The 15270-nt window shown below is 68.5% G+C and carries 9 protein-coding genes and 9 pseudogenes; 10 read left to right on the top strand and 8 right to left on the bottom strand.

Annotated elements, in window-relative coordinates:
- Positions 1 to 70: 70 nt before the first annotated feature.
- Positions 71 to 160: pseudogene (locus tag ASC56_RS43275) on the bottom strand (IS5/IS1182 family transposase); the annotation flags it as partial.
- Positions 161 to 201: 41 nt separating this feature from the next.
- Between ASC56_RS43275 and ASC56_RS31960 the strand changes: the two are divergent.
- Positions 202 to 759: pseudogene (locus ASC56_RS31960) on the top strand (transposase); the annotation flags it as partial.
- A 345-nt stretch (positions 760 to 1104) separates the two neighbouring features.
- Here ASC56_RS31960 and ASC56_RS38715 read toward each other — a convergent pair.
- A pseudogene (locus tag ASC56_RS38715) lies at positions 1105 to 1813 on the bottom strand (transposase); the annotation flags it as partial.
- A 57-nt stretch (positions 1814 to 1870) separates the two neighbouring features.
- On the opposite strand from ASC56_RS38715, the pseudogene ASC56_RS43270 reads away from it, so the two are divergent.
- Positions 1871 to 2649: pseudogene (locus tag ASC56_RS43270) on the top strand (IS5 family transposase); the annotation flags it as partial.
- A 303-nt stretch (positions 2650 to 2952) separates the two neighbouring features.
- On the opposite strand, the gene ASC56_RS31945 reads toward ASC56_RS43270, so the two are convergent.
- The 3 genes from ASC56_RS31945 to ASC56_RS31935 form a co-directional block, all read right to left on the bottom strand.
- The gene (locus tag ASC56_RS31945) at positions 2953 to 3282 is read right to left on the bottom strand and encodes a hypothetical protein (RefSeq protein WP_055495069.1); all 330 of its coding nucleotides are present in this window, start codon (positions 3280 to 3282) and stop codon (positions 2953 to 2955) included.
- Between the two features lie 9 nt (positions 3283 to 3291).
- Positions 3292 to 3792, bottom strand: a complete 501-nt coding sequence (locus tag ASC56_RS31940; RefSeq protein ID WP_159039752.1) for a hypothetical protein — start codon at positions 3790 to 3792, stop codon at positions 3292 to 3294.
- A gap of 280 nt (positions 3793 to 4072) precedes the next feature.
- Positions 4073 to 4366, bottom strand: coding sequence for a hypothetical protein (locus ASC56_RS31935; RefSeq protein WP_055495067.1), 294 nt, complete (start codon positions 4364 to 4366; stop codon positions 4073 to 4075).
- Between the two features lie 1125 nt (positions 4367 to 5491).
- Here ASC56_RS31935 and ASC56_RS31930 point away from each other — a divergent pair.
- The gene (locus ASC56_RS31930) at positions 5492 to 5926 is read left to right on the top strand and encodes a VOC family protein (RefSeq protein WP_055495066.1); all 435 of its coding nucleotides are present in this window, start codon (positions 5492 to 5494) and stop codon (positions 5924 to 5926) included.
- Between the two features lie 468 nt (positions 5927 to 6394).
- On the opposite strand, the gene ASC56_RS31925 is transcribed toward ASC56_RS31930, so the two are convergent.
- A complete protein-coding gene (locus tag ASC56_RS31925) occupies positions 6395 to 7759 on the bottom strand; it encodes an IS110 family transposase (RefSeq protein ID WP_234377156.1) in 1365 nt (454 codons plus the stop codon).
- A 442-nt stretch (positions 7760 to 8201) separates the two neighbouring features.
- Between ASC56_RS31925 and ASC56_RS31920 the strand changes: the two are divergent.
- Positions 8202 to 8924 (top strand): annotated as a pseudogene (locus ASC56_RS31920) (IS256 family transposase); the annotation flags it as partial.
- A 96-nt stretch (positions 8925 to 9020) separates the two neighbouring features.
- On the opposite strand, the gene ASC56_RS31915 reads toward ASC56_RS31920, so the two are convergent.
- Positions 9021 to 9446 (bottom strand): MarR family winged helix-turn-helix transcriptional regulator, encoded by a 426-nt coding sequence (locus ASC56_RS31915; RefSeq protein WP_055495064.1) that lies wholly within the window; start codon positions 9444 to 9446, stop codon positions 9021 to 9023.
- A gap of 76 nt (positions 9447 to 9522) precedes the next feature.
- On the opposite strand from ASC56_RS31915, the gene ASC56_RS31910 reads away from it, so the two are divergent.
- Together ASC56_RS31910 and ASC56_RS40180 are read left to right on the top strand one after the other, a co-directional pair.
- On the top strand, positions 9523 to 10194 hold the full coding sequence (locus tag ASC56_RS31910) for an MBL fold metallo-hydrolase (RefSeq protein WP_055495063.1): 672 nt from the start codon (positions 9523 to 9525) through the stop codon (positions 10192 to 10194).
- Between the two features lie 87 nt (positions 10195 to 10281).
- A pseudogene (locus ASC56_RS40180) lies at positions 10282 to 10392 on the top strand (FAD-binding protein); the annotation flags it as partial.
- Positions 10393 to 10738: 346 nt separating this feature from the next.
- Here the strand turns inward: ASC56_RS40180 and ASC56_RS42375 are convergent.
- Positions 10739 to 11859, bottom strand: a pseudogene (locus ASC56_RS42375) (ISL3 family transposase); the annotation flags it as partial.
- 120 nt (positions 11860 to 11979) lie between these two features.
- On the opposite strand from ASC56_RS42375, the pseudogene ASC56_RS31900 reads away from it, so the two are divergent.
- The 4 genes and pseudogenes from ASC56_RS31900 to ASC56_RS31890 all read left to right on the top strand — a co-directional run bounded on the left by ASC56_RS31900 (position 11980) and on the right by ASC56_RS31890 (position 15259).
- Positions 11980 to 13075, top strand: a pseudogene (locus ASC56_RS31900) (integrase core domain-containing protein).
- A 32-nt stretch (positions 13076 to 13107) separates the two neighbouring features.
- Positions 13108 to 13236 (top strand): annotated as a pseudogene (locus ASC56_RS43265) (IS5/IS1182 family transposase); the annotation flags it as partial.
- 188 nt (positions 13237 to 13424) lie between these two features.
- Positions 13425 to 14885 (top strand): PP2C family protein-serine/threonine phosphatase, encoded by a 1461-nt coding sequence (locus ASC56_RS31895; RefSeq protein WP_107309398.1) that lies wholly within the window; start codon positions 13425 to 13427, stop codon positions 14883 to 14885.
- Positions 14886 to 14890: 5 nt separating this feature from the next.
- A complete protein-coding gene (locus ASC56_RS31890) occupies positions 14891 to 15259 on the top strand; it encodes an STAS domain-containing protein (RefSeq protein WP_055495061.1) in 369 nt (122 codons plus the stop codon).
- Positions 15260 to 15270: the final 11 nt, after the last annotated feature.

Below are 15270 nucleotides of genomic sequence, written 5' to 3'. Positions count from 1 at the left end.
GCGACAGAACTCGCATACCGACATGAGGCATACCTGAACGCCCACTCAGAGGTCGTTTTCTCCCGATGTTTCATCCTGGAATTGGTGTTTGATCCTGTAGTGTCGGGTCGCGCCAGGAGATGGTGGCTTCGCCGGTGAGGCGGCGGGCCATCAGATCGGTTGGGCTGTGGGTGTCGTTGTGGTGGTGTGACACCTGGGGAGATGGCCGAGGTCGGGGAGGACCTGGAGGCGTTCACGGCGGAGTTGTTCGACGGGTTCTTCCGCGCTGACCAGCGGCGGTGGGGTCAGGTATATGCGCCCGGGCTGCTGCTGGACGGCAGCCGATGGCGGCCAGGCTGGGTGCAGACGGCAACCGGCAGGCGCTGGCGCACTTCGTGACGACCAGCCCGTGGAATCCGGCGCACGTGCGAGCCCGCCTGGCGTGGAAGATGCAGGACATGATCGGGCTGGAGGCATTGATCGTCGATGACACCGGCTTCCTCAAGGACGGCAACGCCTCGGCATGCGTGTCGAGGCAGTACACCGGCACCGCGGGCAAGGTCACCAACTGCCAGGTAGACGTCTCACTGCACCTGGCCACCGACCGTGCCTCGGCCGCGATCGACTGGCGGCTGTTCCTGCCCGCCTCCTGGGATCCGGCCTCGCCGGAGGCGGACGCGGCCAAGGTCGCCCGCCGCCGGCGGTGCGGTATCCCGGGCCGGGGCCGGTCATGTGGAGAAGTGGCAGATGGCCCTGGACATGATCGACGAGGCCCGCAGTCGCCGCTGTCACCGCTGGTGCATTCGGTATCGGCGGCGTCCTCGCTGGCATCTACGTCGGCTGCCGCCTGACCACTGACCAAGCTCACGTCGAACACGGCCAGTGGCTGCGCGGGCAACGCCAGGAGGCCTGCCTCGCCTTCGCTGACACGTGGGACACCGTGGTGCAGGAGTTCCGTGCCGTGCAGGAGTCGTGGGACGAACGCGTGCACGAGTGGCAATCCGAAGTGGGCGGCAACCAGCATCCGAGTGAGGACGCGGAAGAGAGCCTGGCGGCCGCCTGGGCGCGAGCGCGGGGGGTGCCTCCATGTCCTTCGTCAAGGCTGAGTGCGTCATGCGGGGGCGGTTTCGGGGTGCGGGGCTCGTAGAAGGTGCCGTCGCGGAGCATGGCGAACAGCACGCTGATGCGGTGCCGGGCGAGGCGGAGGAGTGCTTGGGTGTGGGTCTTTCCCCGGGCTCGGCATTTGTCGTAGTAGGTGCGGGAGGGGGGATCGTGCAGGGCGGCGAACGCGGAGAGGAACATGGCCGTTGGAGCTGCGGGTTTCCGCTGCGGGGGGGGGGGCGTGTTCGCCGTGGATCGAGGTTCCCGAGGACTTTGTGGCCGGGGCAAGTCCGGCGTCGGAGGCGAGATGTGCGGCGGTGGGGGAGCTGGTGCCGTCGCCGACGGTGACCAGCAGCACGGCGGCGGTCCTGACCGCGACGCCGGGCATCGAGGTCAGGACCTCGGAAAGAGGGTGCTCCTCCTGCAGGGCTTTGATCTGGTTTTCCAGGGCCCGACGCTGTTCGTGGATGGCGGCCAACGAGCGGGCCAGCGAGGGGATTACGACGTCGAGGGTGCCGGTGCCCGGAACGACGACGCTCTGTTCGTCGAGTGCGTCGAAGATGTCGTCGATCAGCCGGGTGGCCATGCGCGGGGCGTTGGGCCGAATGACTTCAACGAGTCTGGGGCGTCCGGCTTTTCGCAGTGCGGCCGGGGATCCGTGGCGTTCCAGCAGCCAGGTGACGGCGGGGTGGTCCAGGCGGGGGCCGAGGACCCGTTCGAGACGGGGGTGGAACTAGGAGCTGTCCGGCCGATCATGTGACTTCGTCGAGTTCGTATCGTTGGCCTGGGCATGGGTCGGGGTGAGCGTGGTGATCTGTCGGATGCTGAGTGGGAACAGCTGCGGCCGTTCCTGCCGGTCAGTAACGGCCGGTGCGGCAGGTGGCGTGACTACCGGCAGGTGATCGACGGGATTCTGCACCGGGCACGGACCGGGGTTCAGTGGCGAGACCTCCCGGAGCGGTTCGGGCCGTGGAAAACGGTCTACGAACGTCACCGGCTATGGTCGGGCGACGGCACCTGGGAACGCCTTCTGCAGCAGGTCCAGGCCGCGTCCGATGCGGCCGGCGACATCGACTGGGACATCTCGGTCGACTCCTCCAGCGTGCGTGCGCACCAGCACGCCGCCGGCGCCCGGACCGCCCCGCCGCCCGCGGCGGCCGCCTCAAAAGGGGACGAGGCGGCAGAACACCAGGCCGAAACCGTGTGGCAGAGCCTGGTCGACCGCCTGGTGGAGGTGGTGCAGGAGGCGAGGGCCTGGGCCGCTCGCGGGGCGGCTTCACCAGCAAGATCCACCTGAGCGCCGACGGGCGCTGCCGACCGTTGTCCCTGATCGTCACCCCCGTTCAACGCGCGGACTGCACCCAGTTCGTGTCGGTACTGGAGAAGATCCGGGTTCCCCGCCTCGGGCCGGGCAGGCCCCGTAAGAAGCCGGGCAGCGTCGCGGTCGATAAGGCCTACAGCAACGGCCCCTGCCGTCAGTACCTTCGACGCCGGGGAATCCGGCACACGATCCCGGAGAAGGCGGACAGCCAGGCCGCCCGCCTACGCAAGGGCTCACGCGGTGGACGGCAGTGTCGCCGCGGACGCGGCCGGTGCGCTGAAGAAGACACCGGCCACGGCAAACGCCACAGCGGAGACAGCAAGACGAGCGCGCCAAGGGACCCCCCTTTCGAAGTGGAGCAAGTGCAGAGGGGACTCTGTACGGCTTTCAACCGCTTACGGGCCGTTTCGTGGCTTCCGGAGCCGACCATGGTCCGCAGTGCCGTAGGCTTCACCGGCCTGTCCTGACCCGCCTCCGGACACGTCGCGGGCCCCGCGGGATCAGCCAGTGCCCGCGGTGGTGCACTGCAGGGCCGGTGCACTGCCAGGCAGCTACTCGATGTCGAACTCCTCGCGGATCCAACGGATGCTCGCTCCGGCGAACAGCACCACCCCGCCCACCAGAAGCAGAACCCCCAGGGCGACGAAGACCCACTTGTAGTCGGTGACGTAGCTGGCCGCCGTGCACTTCAGGCCCGTCACCGGATGCTGGCGCCCGGAGATGTCGCCTGCGACGGTGTTGCAGTCCCGGACCAAGCCGGTCAGCTTGGCGGGGAGTACGAACGCCAGGATCGTGGTGACCATCCCGAGCAACGCCATGCCCGCGCCCCACACGCGCGCGAACGCCTCACGGCTGATGGGCTCGTTGTTGTCGGCGTCCATACGGACCTCCTAGCCGGCGCAGTGGGTACGGGTGTAGCGGTCGATCTGCTGCTCAGCGTCGCCTGCCTGGGCCATCACGGACAGCTGCGCCAGTCCGAAGCTGATCGGGTCAGTTGCTTTCGCGCCGAGGTTGTCCGCGGTCCGCTGCCACGCGCGCTGGTAGTCGGCGACGGACGGCTCGACCTCGTCGGGGGCGACGCGGTCGAGCGTGCGGAAGAAGGCGGCCAGGTCCTGCGGGGCTCCCATGACCGTGGTGAGAGAACGGAAGGGATCGTCGCTCGCTTGTGCCTGCTGCTGCGCCGCCTGCCACTTGGCGTGGAGCTTTTGTCCCTCGGTCTTCCAGGTCGTGCAGTAGGCGGCCACCGAACGTCCCGAGTCGCCGGTGAAGTGCCGCACCGCCACGACGATGACTATGGCTGCGGCGGCCAGGACGACCAGGACACCGATCACGCGTGGGATGACCGCGACAGGCCGGGGGCTTTCCCCCAGGCCGTGAGTGCTTCGCGTCATGTCCCGCCCCGCGCGTCGAGAGAAGTGTGTTTGGCCCACCACGCACCGTAAGAGAGAGCGTGTGGTCCTGGAGGGCAAGATGCCGGTTCGTGACCCACGCAGTGGGTGGCACGGGCAGGCGCCGTTGCAAAGACTGCCTGGACCCCAGGCGGTCGCGGCCCCCATCGGCTGTCTGGCCGTCCAAAAGCTCTCACAAAGGCGCGGGGTGGCAGCTGGTTTGCTGCCACCCCGCTGGTGCTCACAAGCCCCGCACGGCGGGGCCTGTCGGCCGCTGTGTCCGTCAGTTGTAGACGGCCCAGGCCAGTTGCTTGGAGTTGGTCTGGGCGGGGCAGGACGCCTTGCCCTGGTCGAGCTGGGCGGAGAAGACGTTGACGTTGACGCCGCAGAACGCGGCGGCCACGGGCACGGACACGTTCTGCAGCAGAACGACCTGGTTGCCGTTGAGCAGGTTGTTGGCCTCGACGTTGACCAGGCTGCCGTGGGCCGGCGTCGCCAGTGCCGGGGCCGCGGCCGAACCGGTGATCGCGGCACCCGCCAGCACGGCGGCGGCGATGGCCTTCTTCACGTTGAGCATGAGCGTTGTCCCTTCCGAACGGTCGAACAGGACCTGCGGTGGCTGGCCAGCCGCCCGGGAACTTATCCTGTGGCCGGATTAGGTGACTATCGCCTCTTCGCCTCGAACTTCCGGTATCCGCCACCTGGAGTGAGCGCCTGACCGGTCCTCACCACACCAGAACCTCATGCATATCGGGCATTCCGGTGATGGGGGAAACGTCAATGCAGTCGATGGGAAGGCAATGGACTGGGCCAATGGTTCCCGCTCACGTTGACCGACAACGTTCGCTTGCATGCATAGACTTCGAAATTTAGACCGAACGGACCGCCGTGAGGGCAGCCCGCGCGCAAGCCCCAGCCGCTCCCCAGCCGTCGCCCGCCGCGTCCCCAGCGCTGGCGCCGGACGACGCCGTCGTCGGCCTGCGCAAAGCTAAGCAGAGCACCTGCCGCAGCTCACACTCGCTGCGCTGCGCTGGGCGCGCGCCAACGACCCGGACTTCCCGGCCCCCGTCGAGAAGCGCGGCGCCGAATTCCTCTACCGCGTCGGCGACCTCAAGAAGTGGGCACGCAACCGGCCCCGTGCCGCCTCCGGCACCACCGACCTCGACTGACCGGCCCCAGCTCGCCCCGGCGGCCGCAACCGGGACCTGTCCGACCCACACCGCCCCCTCTGCCTTGAGAACTGTTTGTGACAGGTTGTTTTGGCTCCACTTCGACACTGGAAGTGGCTCCACTTGGGTTGTGACGAGGGCCGGGCGAGGGGCGTCAACCTGGCTCCGGCAAGTTGTTTTGGCTCCACCCCGTTCGGGTGGGTTGTCTGGCGGTAGTGGGGGGCCGGGGCGGTAGCGTGAAACGCATCGGATCCGGACCGGACGAAGGGCCCCCGACAGGCTTGACGGACCGCAGGATCTCGACCCGTGTTCGATCCGGGACCGTCGGATTCCCCGATCCGCGGTGGACGACGGATGCGGGCATTGGCTAGGGCGGCGGAGAACGTCCCGGCTGAGCAAAGTTGCGGCTGGCAGCTCTCGTAGGGCTGTCGGCCGCAGCACGTCTGGCAGTGTCCGACCAGTCACGGCATATCAGCAGCCGTCTCTCCTCCGACTCAGCCGCGGCTGTCAGAGGTGCGCAATACGGTCCTGCTATGGCAGCCAGAATCGATCTGACCCTTGATTGCGCAGACGCGAAGCTCCTCGCCGAGTTCTGGAAGACGGCCCTGGGGTATGTGGACGAGCCGCCGCCCGCTCCCTTCAGAACCCGCGAGGAGTGGCTCGCTCAGTTCGACCTTCCGGAAGACGATTCCGCGGACGACGGCGCGTGGCTTTGCGATCCTGACGGCGCCGGCCCCCGGCTCAGCATCCTCAAGGTCCCCGAGCCGAAGACCGCGAAGAACCGGCTTCATATCGACATCCGGGTGCCGGGACACGGCAGCCCCGGTGAGAAGTGGGCACGGATCAGGGCGGAGTCCGAACGGCTAGTGAAGGCGGGCGGCGTCGTCCTGGAGGAGTTTGAGGGGCACCATATGGTGATGGCCGACCCGGAGGGCAATGAGTTCTGCGTTGCCGCCGCCTCGGCTTGACGTTGACCGGGTGCGGGATCACCCCGCCGCCGACCGGCACGATGCGCTCATCGCCCAGTAGCCGACTCTGAGCGGCCAAGGGCGGCCGGACTATTTGATCATTCGCTGGCCGCCCTGGCTGATCTTCGCTTGCCTTTCGCTGATCAGGTTGGGCCAGTAGGACAGGTGTCTGGGCGGTGGGCTGTGCCCCGCTGGTGGGCTGAACGTCCAGGCAGTTCTTCTCAAGGCCTACACGCGCCATAGACGTTCGGGACACTGGTCCGTGGACTTGGGCAACGGTGACGGGAACAACGGTGAGTGTCACCGATGTCCGACGAGGCGCGGTCCTTCGATCGCCTCGCGGGCGTGTGAACTCCCATTCGTACGGCGTATTTCCGTACAGCAACCTAATCCGAAAATCGAAGCGTCGGTGGGCAGGCGGCAGCACCCGGCCGAGCAGTAGCGAGGCCGGGCGTCGTGTCGGCGGGCTCAGGCTGCGGGTTCGAGGCTGACCTTGTAGCCAAGTGCTTCGAGCTGGTGGATGTGGCTGCGTTTGCGGCGTTCGGGGTCGATGCGGCGGGTGTAGTAGTTCGGGCCGAGGTCGTGGAAGTGGGCGTCGGGGTTGTTGAGCAGGTGCCAGATGACCATCAGGAGCGAGCGGCCGACCGCGACGATGGCCTTCTTCTTGCCACGATGGCGGGCGATCCTGCGGTAGCGCTCGCCGAGGAAGGTGTCGGTGCGGGCGCAGGCAACAGCGGCTTCGCCGAGGGTTCTGGCCAGGTAGCGGTTGCCGTGTCCGGTGGCGCCTTTGCCTTTCTTCTTTCCGGCCGATTCCTTCACCCCCGGGGCAAACTTCGCCCAGGAGGCCAGATGGCCGGGAGTGGGGAAGCGGTCCATGTCCAGGCCGATCTCGGCGACGATGACCGCAGCCGCGGTCGGGCCGATCCCCGGGATCTCATCGAGCCGCTCGATCGCGGTGACGAAAGGGGCGACCATCTCCTCGATCTTCGCATCGAGTGCGGCGATGTCGGCGTCGACCGCGTCGATCCACTCAAGCATCCTGCCCAGCAGGAACGCGTGGTGGTCGGTGAAGTGCCCGGTGAACGCCTCCTCCAGAGCCGCAATCTTGCCGCGCATGCGGGAACGGGCCAGCTGGGCCAGCACCTTCGCATCGCGCTCCCCAGCCAGCAGAGCAGCCATCATCGCGCGCCCCGAGACGCCGAAGATGTCGGACGCCACCACGCTCAGCTTGATCTGGGCGTCCTCCAGCAGCTTCTCCACCCGGTTCTTCTCCGCCCCGCGGACCCCGATCAGATCGGTGCGATAGCGAGTGACGTCCCGCAGACGGCGAATCTCGGGCGGGGGCACGAAACTGGGGCGGGTCATCTGCCGCTCGGCGACCTTGCACAACCAGACGGCATCCAGCTTGTCGGTCTTGGGCCGGCCCGGCAGGTGCTTCACGTCCCGGGCATTGACCAGCCAGGTCTCGAACCCGGCAGCCTCCAGCACATAGAAGACCGGCTTCCAGTAATCGCTGGTGGCCTCCATTACCACCCGGGTCACCCCCAGGCACCTCAGATGGTCGGCCATGGCCAGCAACGAGCGCGTCATCGTGGGATGGGTCTGCACCTCCTGCATCCGCCGCTCTGGGCGGATCTCATGCGGGATGCGAGCGCAGCACACCAGGAAGCTCTTGCCGATGTCCAGCGCCGCGACCCGCTCGACGATCTCCTCGTGGTCCTGTGCCTCCTGTAACACCCGGCACCTCCCCTTGCGATCGAGGCTGAACAGGCGGCTGCCCGCAGGAACCGTATGGGAAGAAGCGGACTCTAATCCGCGTGCTCGAAGCCACACTGAAGCTCCCGATGCACGGCTCCCAGCGCCCGGCTAGACGACGGCCTCAACGACCATAGGGTTTGCGGCGTCAGCGGACAGCCACCCCCGATTTTCAGCCCGGAACGGGCGTCCCCGCAGGGATATCTGGGGCTAGACGGAGCAATGCTCAATACCTGTGGATCACTCCTGACGGAAGGGGGCGTACCTTCCCGATGGATCGATCGATTGGTCATCGAGCAAGGTCGACGTTGCCGCGTCGGTCGGGAAGGCACACCGGTGCTTACCGTAGTCAACGAAGACGGCACCACGCCAAGCGGCAGTTCGGTGCTGACGGATGCTGGCCGCCGCCCCGGAGGCCGAAGTCAACGCATACATAGCCGAATTGGTTGATGAGCGCGACGACGTGGGGCGCCGCCTGCACCTCGCTGATCTTCGGTGACTTGCGGCACCACGGCGGCAGGGCATCCACCTCAACGTCCGTCTGGAGGAGGCCAAAGCCTGCGTCCTGGTGCTCATCGGGGTCCGCGCCGACGGATCCAAGGAACTGGTCGCGCTCAAGGACGGCTACCGCGAATCCGGTGAGTCGTGGGCTGATCTGATGCGGGACTGCGTCCGCCGGGGCATGCGCGCCCCGGTGCTCGCGGTCGGGGACGGCGCTCTGGGCTTTTGGAAGGCGCTGGCGGAGGTGTTCCCCGACACCCGTGAGCAAAGGTGCTGGGTTCACAAAACGGCCAATGTCCTTGACTCCATGCCGAAGTCCGCGCAGCCGGGCGCGAAGAAGGCCATCCAGGACATTTACAACGCCGAGGACCGCGATCACGCCGAGGCGGCGATCAAGACGTTCGCCCTGCTCTACGGCGCGAAGTTCCCCAAGGCGGTCAAGAAGATCACCGATGACCAGCAGGAGCTGCTGGCGTTCTATGACTTTCCGGCCGAGCACTGGATCCATCTGCGCACCACGAACCCCATCGAGTCGACCTTCTCCACCGTCCGGCTGCGGACCAAGGTCACCCGCGGCGCCGGCTCCCGCGCCGCCGCCCTGGCCATGGTCTTCAAGCTCGTCGAGTCCGCCCAGCAGCGATGGCGGGCGGTGAACGCGCCCCACCTCGTCGCCCTCGTCCGCTCCGGTGCCCGCTTCGAACGCGGCCACCTGGTCGAACGGCCGGCAGCCGTCGCGGCATGACCGGCATCCGGGGGCGCGGTTCGGTGGGCCTGCTCTTCGTAGGCGCGTCCGAGGTGCCGTGCCGTGTCAGGAGCTTCCGCTGGAGACAGGGGACGGTCAGCGGCGATCGGCGTGCCGGGCCAGCCGTTTGAGGAGGGCGACGGACTCCGCGAGTTGTTGCTGTTCGGCGGGGGAGAGCTCTGCCCGGATGGCTTCGGCGAGCCAGTCGGCTCGGCGGCCGCGACGTGCCTGGAGTGCCTGCAGGCCTGGATCGGTCAGCATGACGAGGACCTTGCGCCTGTCGTCCGGGTGGGGCTTCTGGCGGGCGAGGCCGAGTTCGACGAGTTGGCCGACGACCCGCGCCGCCGACTGGTGGCGGACCTGCTGCCGGGCCGCGAGCTCGCTGGTGGTCATGGGCCCTTCGCGGTCGAGGTAGCCGAGTACAGCGGCTTGCGCCTGCGGCATGGCATCGGTGGCCCGTGCGCGCCGCACCAGGTTTCCGACGGCGGCTCGCAGGTTGCTCGCGATCTCCTGCTCGTTCACGGCATCACCGTACCCGCAGGACAGGTATACAGCAATGCTGTACAGTATGGCTGTATAAATGGAAGGGAGACCGGTCATGCAGATCACCTCACTGGGGCATTCCTGCATACGACTGCAGCACGAGGGCTGCACCGTCGTCATCGACCCCGGCTGCTTCAGCGATCCGGACGCACTGGAGGGAGCCGACGCGGTGCTCGTCACGCATGAGCACGTAGACCACTTCGTCCCCGACCGGCTGCGGGAGGTCGGCGGCGACATCGAGATCTGGACCAACCCGGCGGTCGCCCGCCACCTCACTGACCTCGGCGGGCGCGTCCACACCGTCCGGCACGGCGACGCTTTCGACGTCGGCGCGCTGGAATTCCACGTGTACGGGGAAAAGCACGCCACCATTCACCGCGACTTCGCCGACTTCGACAACGTCGGCTTCCTGGCCGACGGAGTCTTCCACCCGGGCGACGCGCTCACTGTCCCGGAGGAGAAGGTGCGCACACTCCTCGCGCCGGCCGGTGCGCCGTGGGTGAAGCTGGCCGAGGTCGTCGACTACGTCAGGGAAGTCGGACCCGGCGAGGTCTTCCTCGTTCACGACGCGGTGCTGAGCCGCCCGGCGTTCAGTGCCCACACTCAGATCCTGAGCAGCTTGGTCGGCGGACCGCACGGCCCGGCCGTCCGCACCTGGTCCCCAGGGGACAAACAAGGCCTGCCCGGAGCCGGCGGCTCCTCGAGTCAGGTGGTTCCTCAGACCTGACGGATGCCCGGGCCGAGGCGGAGGAGATGCCTCGGCCCGGGAGGCAGCCGGGGAAAGAGCGCGTCCTGCGTCGCGGCGCGGCTTTGCCTTCTCGGCTCGCTCGGCGCGGCCGTCGGCGCCTCGCGCACCGCCGTCGACGCCGGCTGGTCCCCGCGTACCAATCAGGTCGGCCAGACCGGCGAGAGTGTCTCGCGCCAGCCACTCCGGCCGCCGTGTAGTTGTTGCTCTCGAATCCCCCCTTCCATCCGGCCCGCCGTAGCTCTGTTCTGCATGGCGGGCGAGCTGTGTCGCTGCAGAGAGATCAGTACTCCCGCCGTCGCCTATCGCGACGACTACTGGCGCAGGTCGACCACCGTGCGCAGCTTGCCGCTGGTCGCGGTGCGCTCGAACGCGGACCTCGGCACCCTCTCCACAGTGAAACCGCGGTCACTTCCGCCACCGTCCAAAGAGCCCTGTGCCAGAAGCAGATGGTGGGTCTTCTGCCCAAAGGCATGACAACATCGCGTATCGACCCCGCAAAAGGGGCTCTCCTGCCGTATGTGTGGGTCACGCTGGGGCGGGTTGGCGTCCGGGGAGCTGGGGGGCGGGGGCCGGCGAGGGTGAGCATGACGAGGGCGATGACGGCGTCGGCGGAGTGGAAGCCGAAGCCTCTGCGGATGATCAGACGGGTTTTGGTGTTGGTGGACTCGATCAGTCCGTTGCTCATGCCGGTGGTCAGCGCGGAGCGGATTGCCTGGTAGTGGCGGCGGATACGGCGTTGGAGGTCGACGAAGACGCCGATGCGGCAGCGGCGGGCCCAGCCGATCCACCGGTCCAGTGCCCGCAGGGCGGCGGCGGGGCGGGACTTGGCCAGGGTGAACACGGCCCGCAGGGCCTCCTTCAGGCGCCAGGCGCGGTGCAGGCGGGGATCGGTGGCGGCGATCCAGGTGAGTTTCGCGGCCTGCCGGTCGGTGAGGTCGGCTTCGTTCTTCCACAGGGCGAAGCGGGAGTCTTTCAATGCCCGTGCCCGCTCGTGTCCTGGGCCTGGCGGCGGGCGCGGTTCCAGCTCGAGCGGCGTTCGGCATCCAGGGCGTCGGTGGCCCAGGCGATGACGTGGAAGGGGTCCATGACGCGCAGGGCATGCGTGGCCCGGTGTTCCAGGACGTCGGCGATCCAGGCGGCGCCGTCGGCGCTGATGTGCGTCAAGCGGGCGGCGCGGTCTGCGCCGAGTTGGTCGAAGAAGCGGTGCAGGACGTCCTTGCCGTGTCCGTCGGCCATCCACACCACCCTCGCGGTGTCGTGGTCCACGGCGACCGTCATGTACTTCTGTCCGCGGCGGTGGCTGATCTCGTCGATGCCGATCCGCCGCAGCCCCGACAGCCGGTCGACCAGCCGGTCGCGGTCGGCGACGTACCGCTCGACGATCGCGCCGATGGTCCGCCAGGAGGTACGCATCAGTTGCGCGGCCGCGCTCTTGGAGCACTCGGCAGCCATCCATGCCGCCTGGGCGTCGAAGGCGTGGGTATGCCCGGCGCCGTGACGGGCCCAGGGCACCGCGGCGACGGTCGTCCCGTGCTCCCGGCAGGCCACCCGCGGCGCGTCCGCCTCCAGGAACACCCGCAGCACCCCGTGGTCGAAGTGCCGTCGGTGTGTGGCTGTAATGAGTCGCACACCCGTGGCCCTGTCCTTGCCGAAAACCTCATCCGCCCAGGTGGCGAGGCGGTGGGCGGCCGTCGCGGAGCTTCGACGATGGATGCTCACGCCGCGGTTGCGCGGAAGCCGATCAGCACTGCAACGTGATCGTCCGTGCTGCTGCGACTGGCCTACATCGGTGTGAGCAACGCGCTCGCGCTGCTGCGTCTACTGCCGATGAGCGATCGGGACCAGGACATCGAGACCTTGGTGCTACGGCATCAGATCACGGTGCTGGAGCGGCAACTGGGCCAGCGCAGACCGCGGTTCGATGCGGCCGACCGGGCGTTCCTGGTGGCGCTGCTGCACCGGTTGCCGATGGATGCGCTGCGCCGGGCGCGGCTGCTGGTGCGCCCGGAGACGGTGCTGCGGTGGCACCGGGACCTGCTCGCACGCCGGCATGCCGCCCGGTCCCGGCCGAAGCGTCCGGGCTGGCCGCGGACCGTGCACTCCATACGCGCCCTCGTACTCCGCCTCGCGCGAGAATGCCCACTGGGGCTACAGGCGCGTGCACGGCGAACTGCTCGTCCTGGGCACCAAGGTCGCTGCCTCCACGGTCTGGGAGATCTTGAGGGAGGCCGGAATCGACCCAGCGCCCGAACGCGGTGCCGGCACGTGGGCCGATTTCCTGCGCTCCCAGGCCGACGCGCTGCTGGCCTGCGGCTTCTTCGAGGCGGTCACCCTGTCCGGTGCGCGTCTGCAGGTGCTGGCGGTGATCGAGCACGCCGGCCGACGGATCCGCATCCTCGGCGCCGCCGCGCACCAGACCGCGGCCTGGGTGGCGCAGGCGGCGAAGAACCTCGTCATGGACCTGGAGGACGCGGGCTGCCGGGCCCGGTTCCTGATTCCGGACCGGGACGGGAAGTTCCCCGCCCTGTTCGATGACGTCCTCAAGGACGCGGGCATCCAGGTTGTGCCAAGCGGTGTCCGGATGCCGAGGATGAACGCCGTCATGGAGCGGTGGGTACAGATCTGCCGGCGTGAGCTCCTGGACCGCACCTTGATATGGAACCAGCGCCATCTGCTCCATGCTCTGCGCGAGTTCGAACACTTCTACAACTCGCATCGGCCCCACCAGGGCATCGCTAACGCCCGCCCGCTCCGCCCGTTGCCCGAGCCGATCAACGACCCGGCCCGGATCCTTCGCCTTGACGTACGAAGACGCGACCGACTCGGCGGCATACTCCACGAGTACCAGCATGCCGCTTGACCTGGACGGATGAGGTTTCCGGCAAGGACAGGGCCGACTCCGCCTACGCCGGCCAGCTCGTGACCTGGGCCGAGGACTTCCTCCACATCACCCTCAAGACCGTCTCCCGCCCGAAGGGTGCCAAGGGGTTCGTGGTTCTCCCGCGCCGCTGGCGTGCCGAAACTGAGCGAAGCGTGCAACGTCGGGATGACCCCGGTCATCAAGGCGGACGTCCCGGCGCTCACCCGGGCCCGCCTGGTCCACTTCGAGGTGCCACCCGGATGGCCTTCGCACACTCGTTGCGCTTAGGCTCTCCGCTGGCCCGCGTCGCGCCCGGTGGCTGCGGGAGGTCAAGGAAGGTGGAAAGCCGATGCCCGAGCAGGCTTCGGCATCCGAGGACGGCGTTCCTGGCAAGCGCCTGCATCTGGTGCCCGACGAGGTCGTCGAGGCCGGCCGGATGGAAGCGGTGCGCCGCTACGACATCCTCGACACCCCGCCCGACGGGGCGTTCGACCGGGTGGCTGCGCTGGCAGCCCGCCTGTTCGACGTCCCGGTGGCGACGGTGACGATCGTGGACGAGGACCGGATCTGGTTCAAGGCCACGCACGGCCTGGACGGGGTCAGTGAGATCGGCCGCGACCCGGGCCTGTGCGGCTCGGCGGTGCTGCGCGACGATGCCCTGGTGATCCCCGACACCCTGCTCGATGACGTCGCCTGCGGCAACCCGCTGGTCACCGGTCCGCTGGGGGTTCGGTTCTACGCCGCCGCGCCGATCACCACCGCGGACGGGCACAAGCTGGGCACCGTCAACGTCCTGGACACCAAGCCCCGCTCCATCACCTCCGAACAGACTGCCACCCTGACCGATCTGGCGGCGATCGTGATGGACGAGATGGAGCTGCGTCTGTCCGCGCTGCGCACGGTGCGCCAGGAGCAGCGGGCCGCCGAGGCTGAGCGGGCGGCCCGGGAGCAGGCGGAGAGGGACAAGGCGGCGATCGCCTCCTTCGCCTCCACCTTGCAGCGCACTCTGTTGCCGCCGGCGCTGCCGACTGTGCCCGGCCTGGAGCTGGCCTGTCATTACCACACCGCGTCCGTGCACGATGTGGGCGGCGACTTCTACGACGTCTTCCTCCTGCCCTCCGGGAAGTGGGGATTGTTCCTGGGGGACGTGTGCGGCAAGGGCGCCGAGGCGGCCACTATCACCTCCCTGGCCCGCTACACCCTGCGGGCCTCCGCCCAGCACACGGACGATCCCGTCACGGTACTTGAGGCCCTGAACAGCGCCCTGCTGGCCGATGTGTGGGCGGGCAGCCGGTTCTGCACAGCTTTCTTCGCCACCCTCACCCCTGATGCGGCCGGGGGCTTCACCGTGGAGCTGGCCACCGGTGGGCACCCCCCGGCCTACCACCTCAGCCCCGCCCCGCCCGAAGCCGGGCCCGCCACGCACACGCGGGTGGGAGCGGTCCGCCCCAAGGGCGGCATGCTCATCGGGGCCTTCCCCGGCGCCCGCTTCGCCTCCACCACCCTTCACCTCGCCCCCGGCCAGGCCCTGCTCCTCTACACCGACGGCCTGACCGAGGCACACACCAGCACCGGCGCCATGCTCGGTGTCGAGGGCCTGACGGCCTTCCTCACCGCTCGTCCCGCCTCGTGTGGGGCGGCGCAGTTGATCCAGGACACCGTCGGTTTGCTGGACGCCCTGCCCGAGGGCGCGAGTGACGACGTCGCCCTGCTGGCTCTGTCGGTCCCCGCTCCCGACCAGGCCGCCGCCGCGACGGGGGCCGGATCCCCCGCCCACACCACCGCCGCGCCCGTCGGCGAGGAGCACTGACGGCCATGACCGACGACATCGAGCTGGCCCTGACCGCCACCCCCGGTCCCGCAGCGGTCGCCACCGTCGCCGGCGAGATCGACCTGCATACCGCACCCGGCTTGCGTACCCGCGCGCTGGAGCTGATCGACCAGGGCCACCACCACTTGATCCTGGACCTGTCGGGTGTGGGCTTCTGTGACTCCGCCGGGCTCAGCGCACTGATCGGCATCTGGCACGGCGCCCAGGAAGCGGGCGGCTCCCTGGCCCTAGCCGCCGTCCCCGACCGGCTGATGCGTATGCTCACCCTCACCGGAGTGGACAGCCTCCTGCCCCATTACCCGAGCACCACCGACGCGCTCAGCGCCCACCAGGGCGCCCCCGACGCCGCCTGAACCGCTCCTTC

The organism is Streptomyces sp. TP-A0356 (assembly GCF_001417775.1).
Taxonomy (GTDB): Bacteria; Actinomycetota; Actinomycetes; order Streptomycetales; family Streptomycetaceae; genus Streptomyces.
The sequence above is the reverse complement of the archived record's forward strand: the minus strand, read 5'-3'. Positions and strand labels throughout refer to the sequence as shown.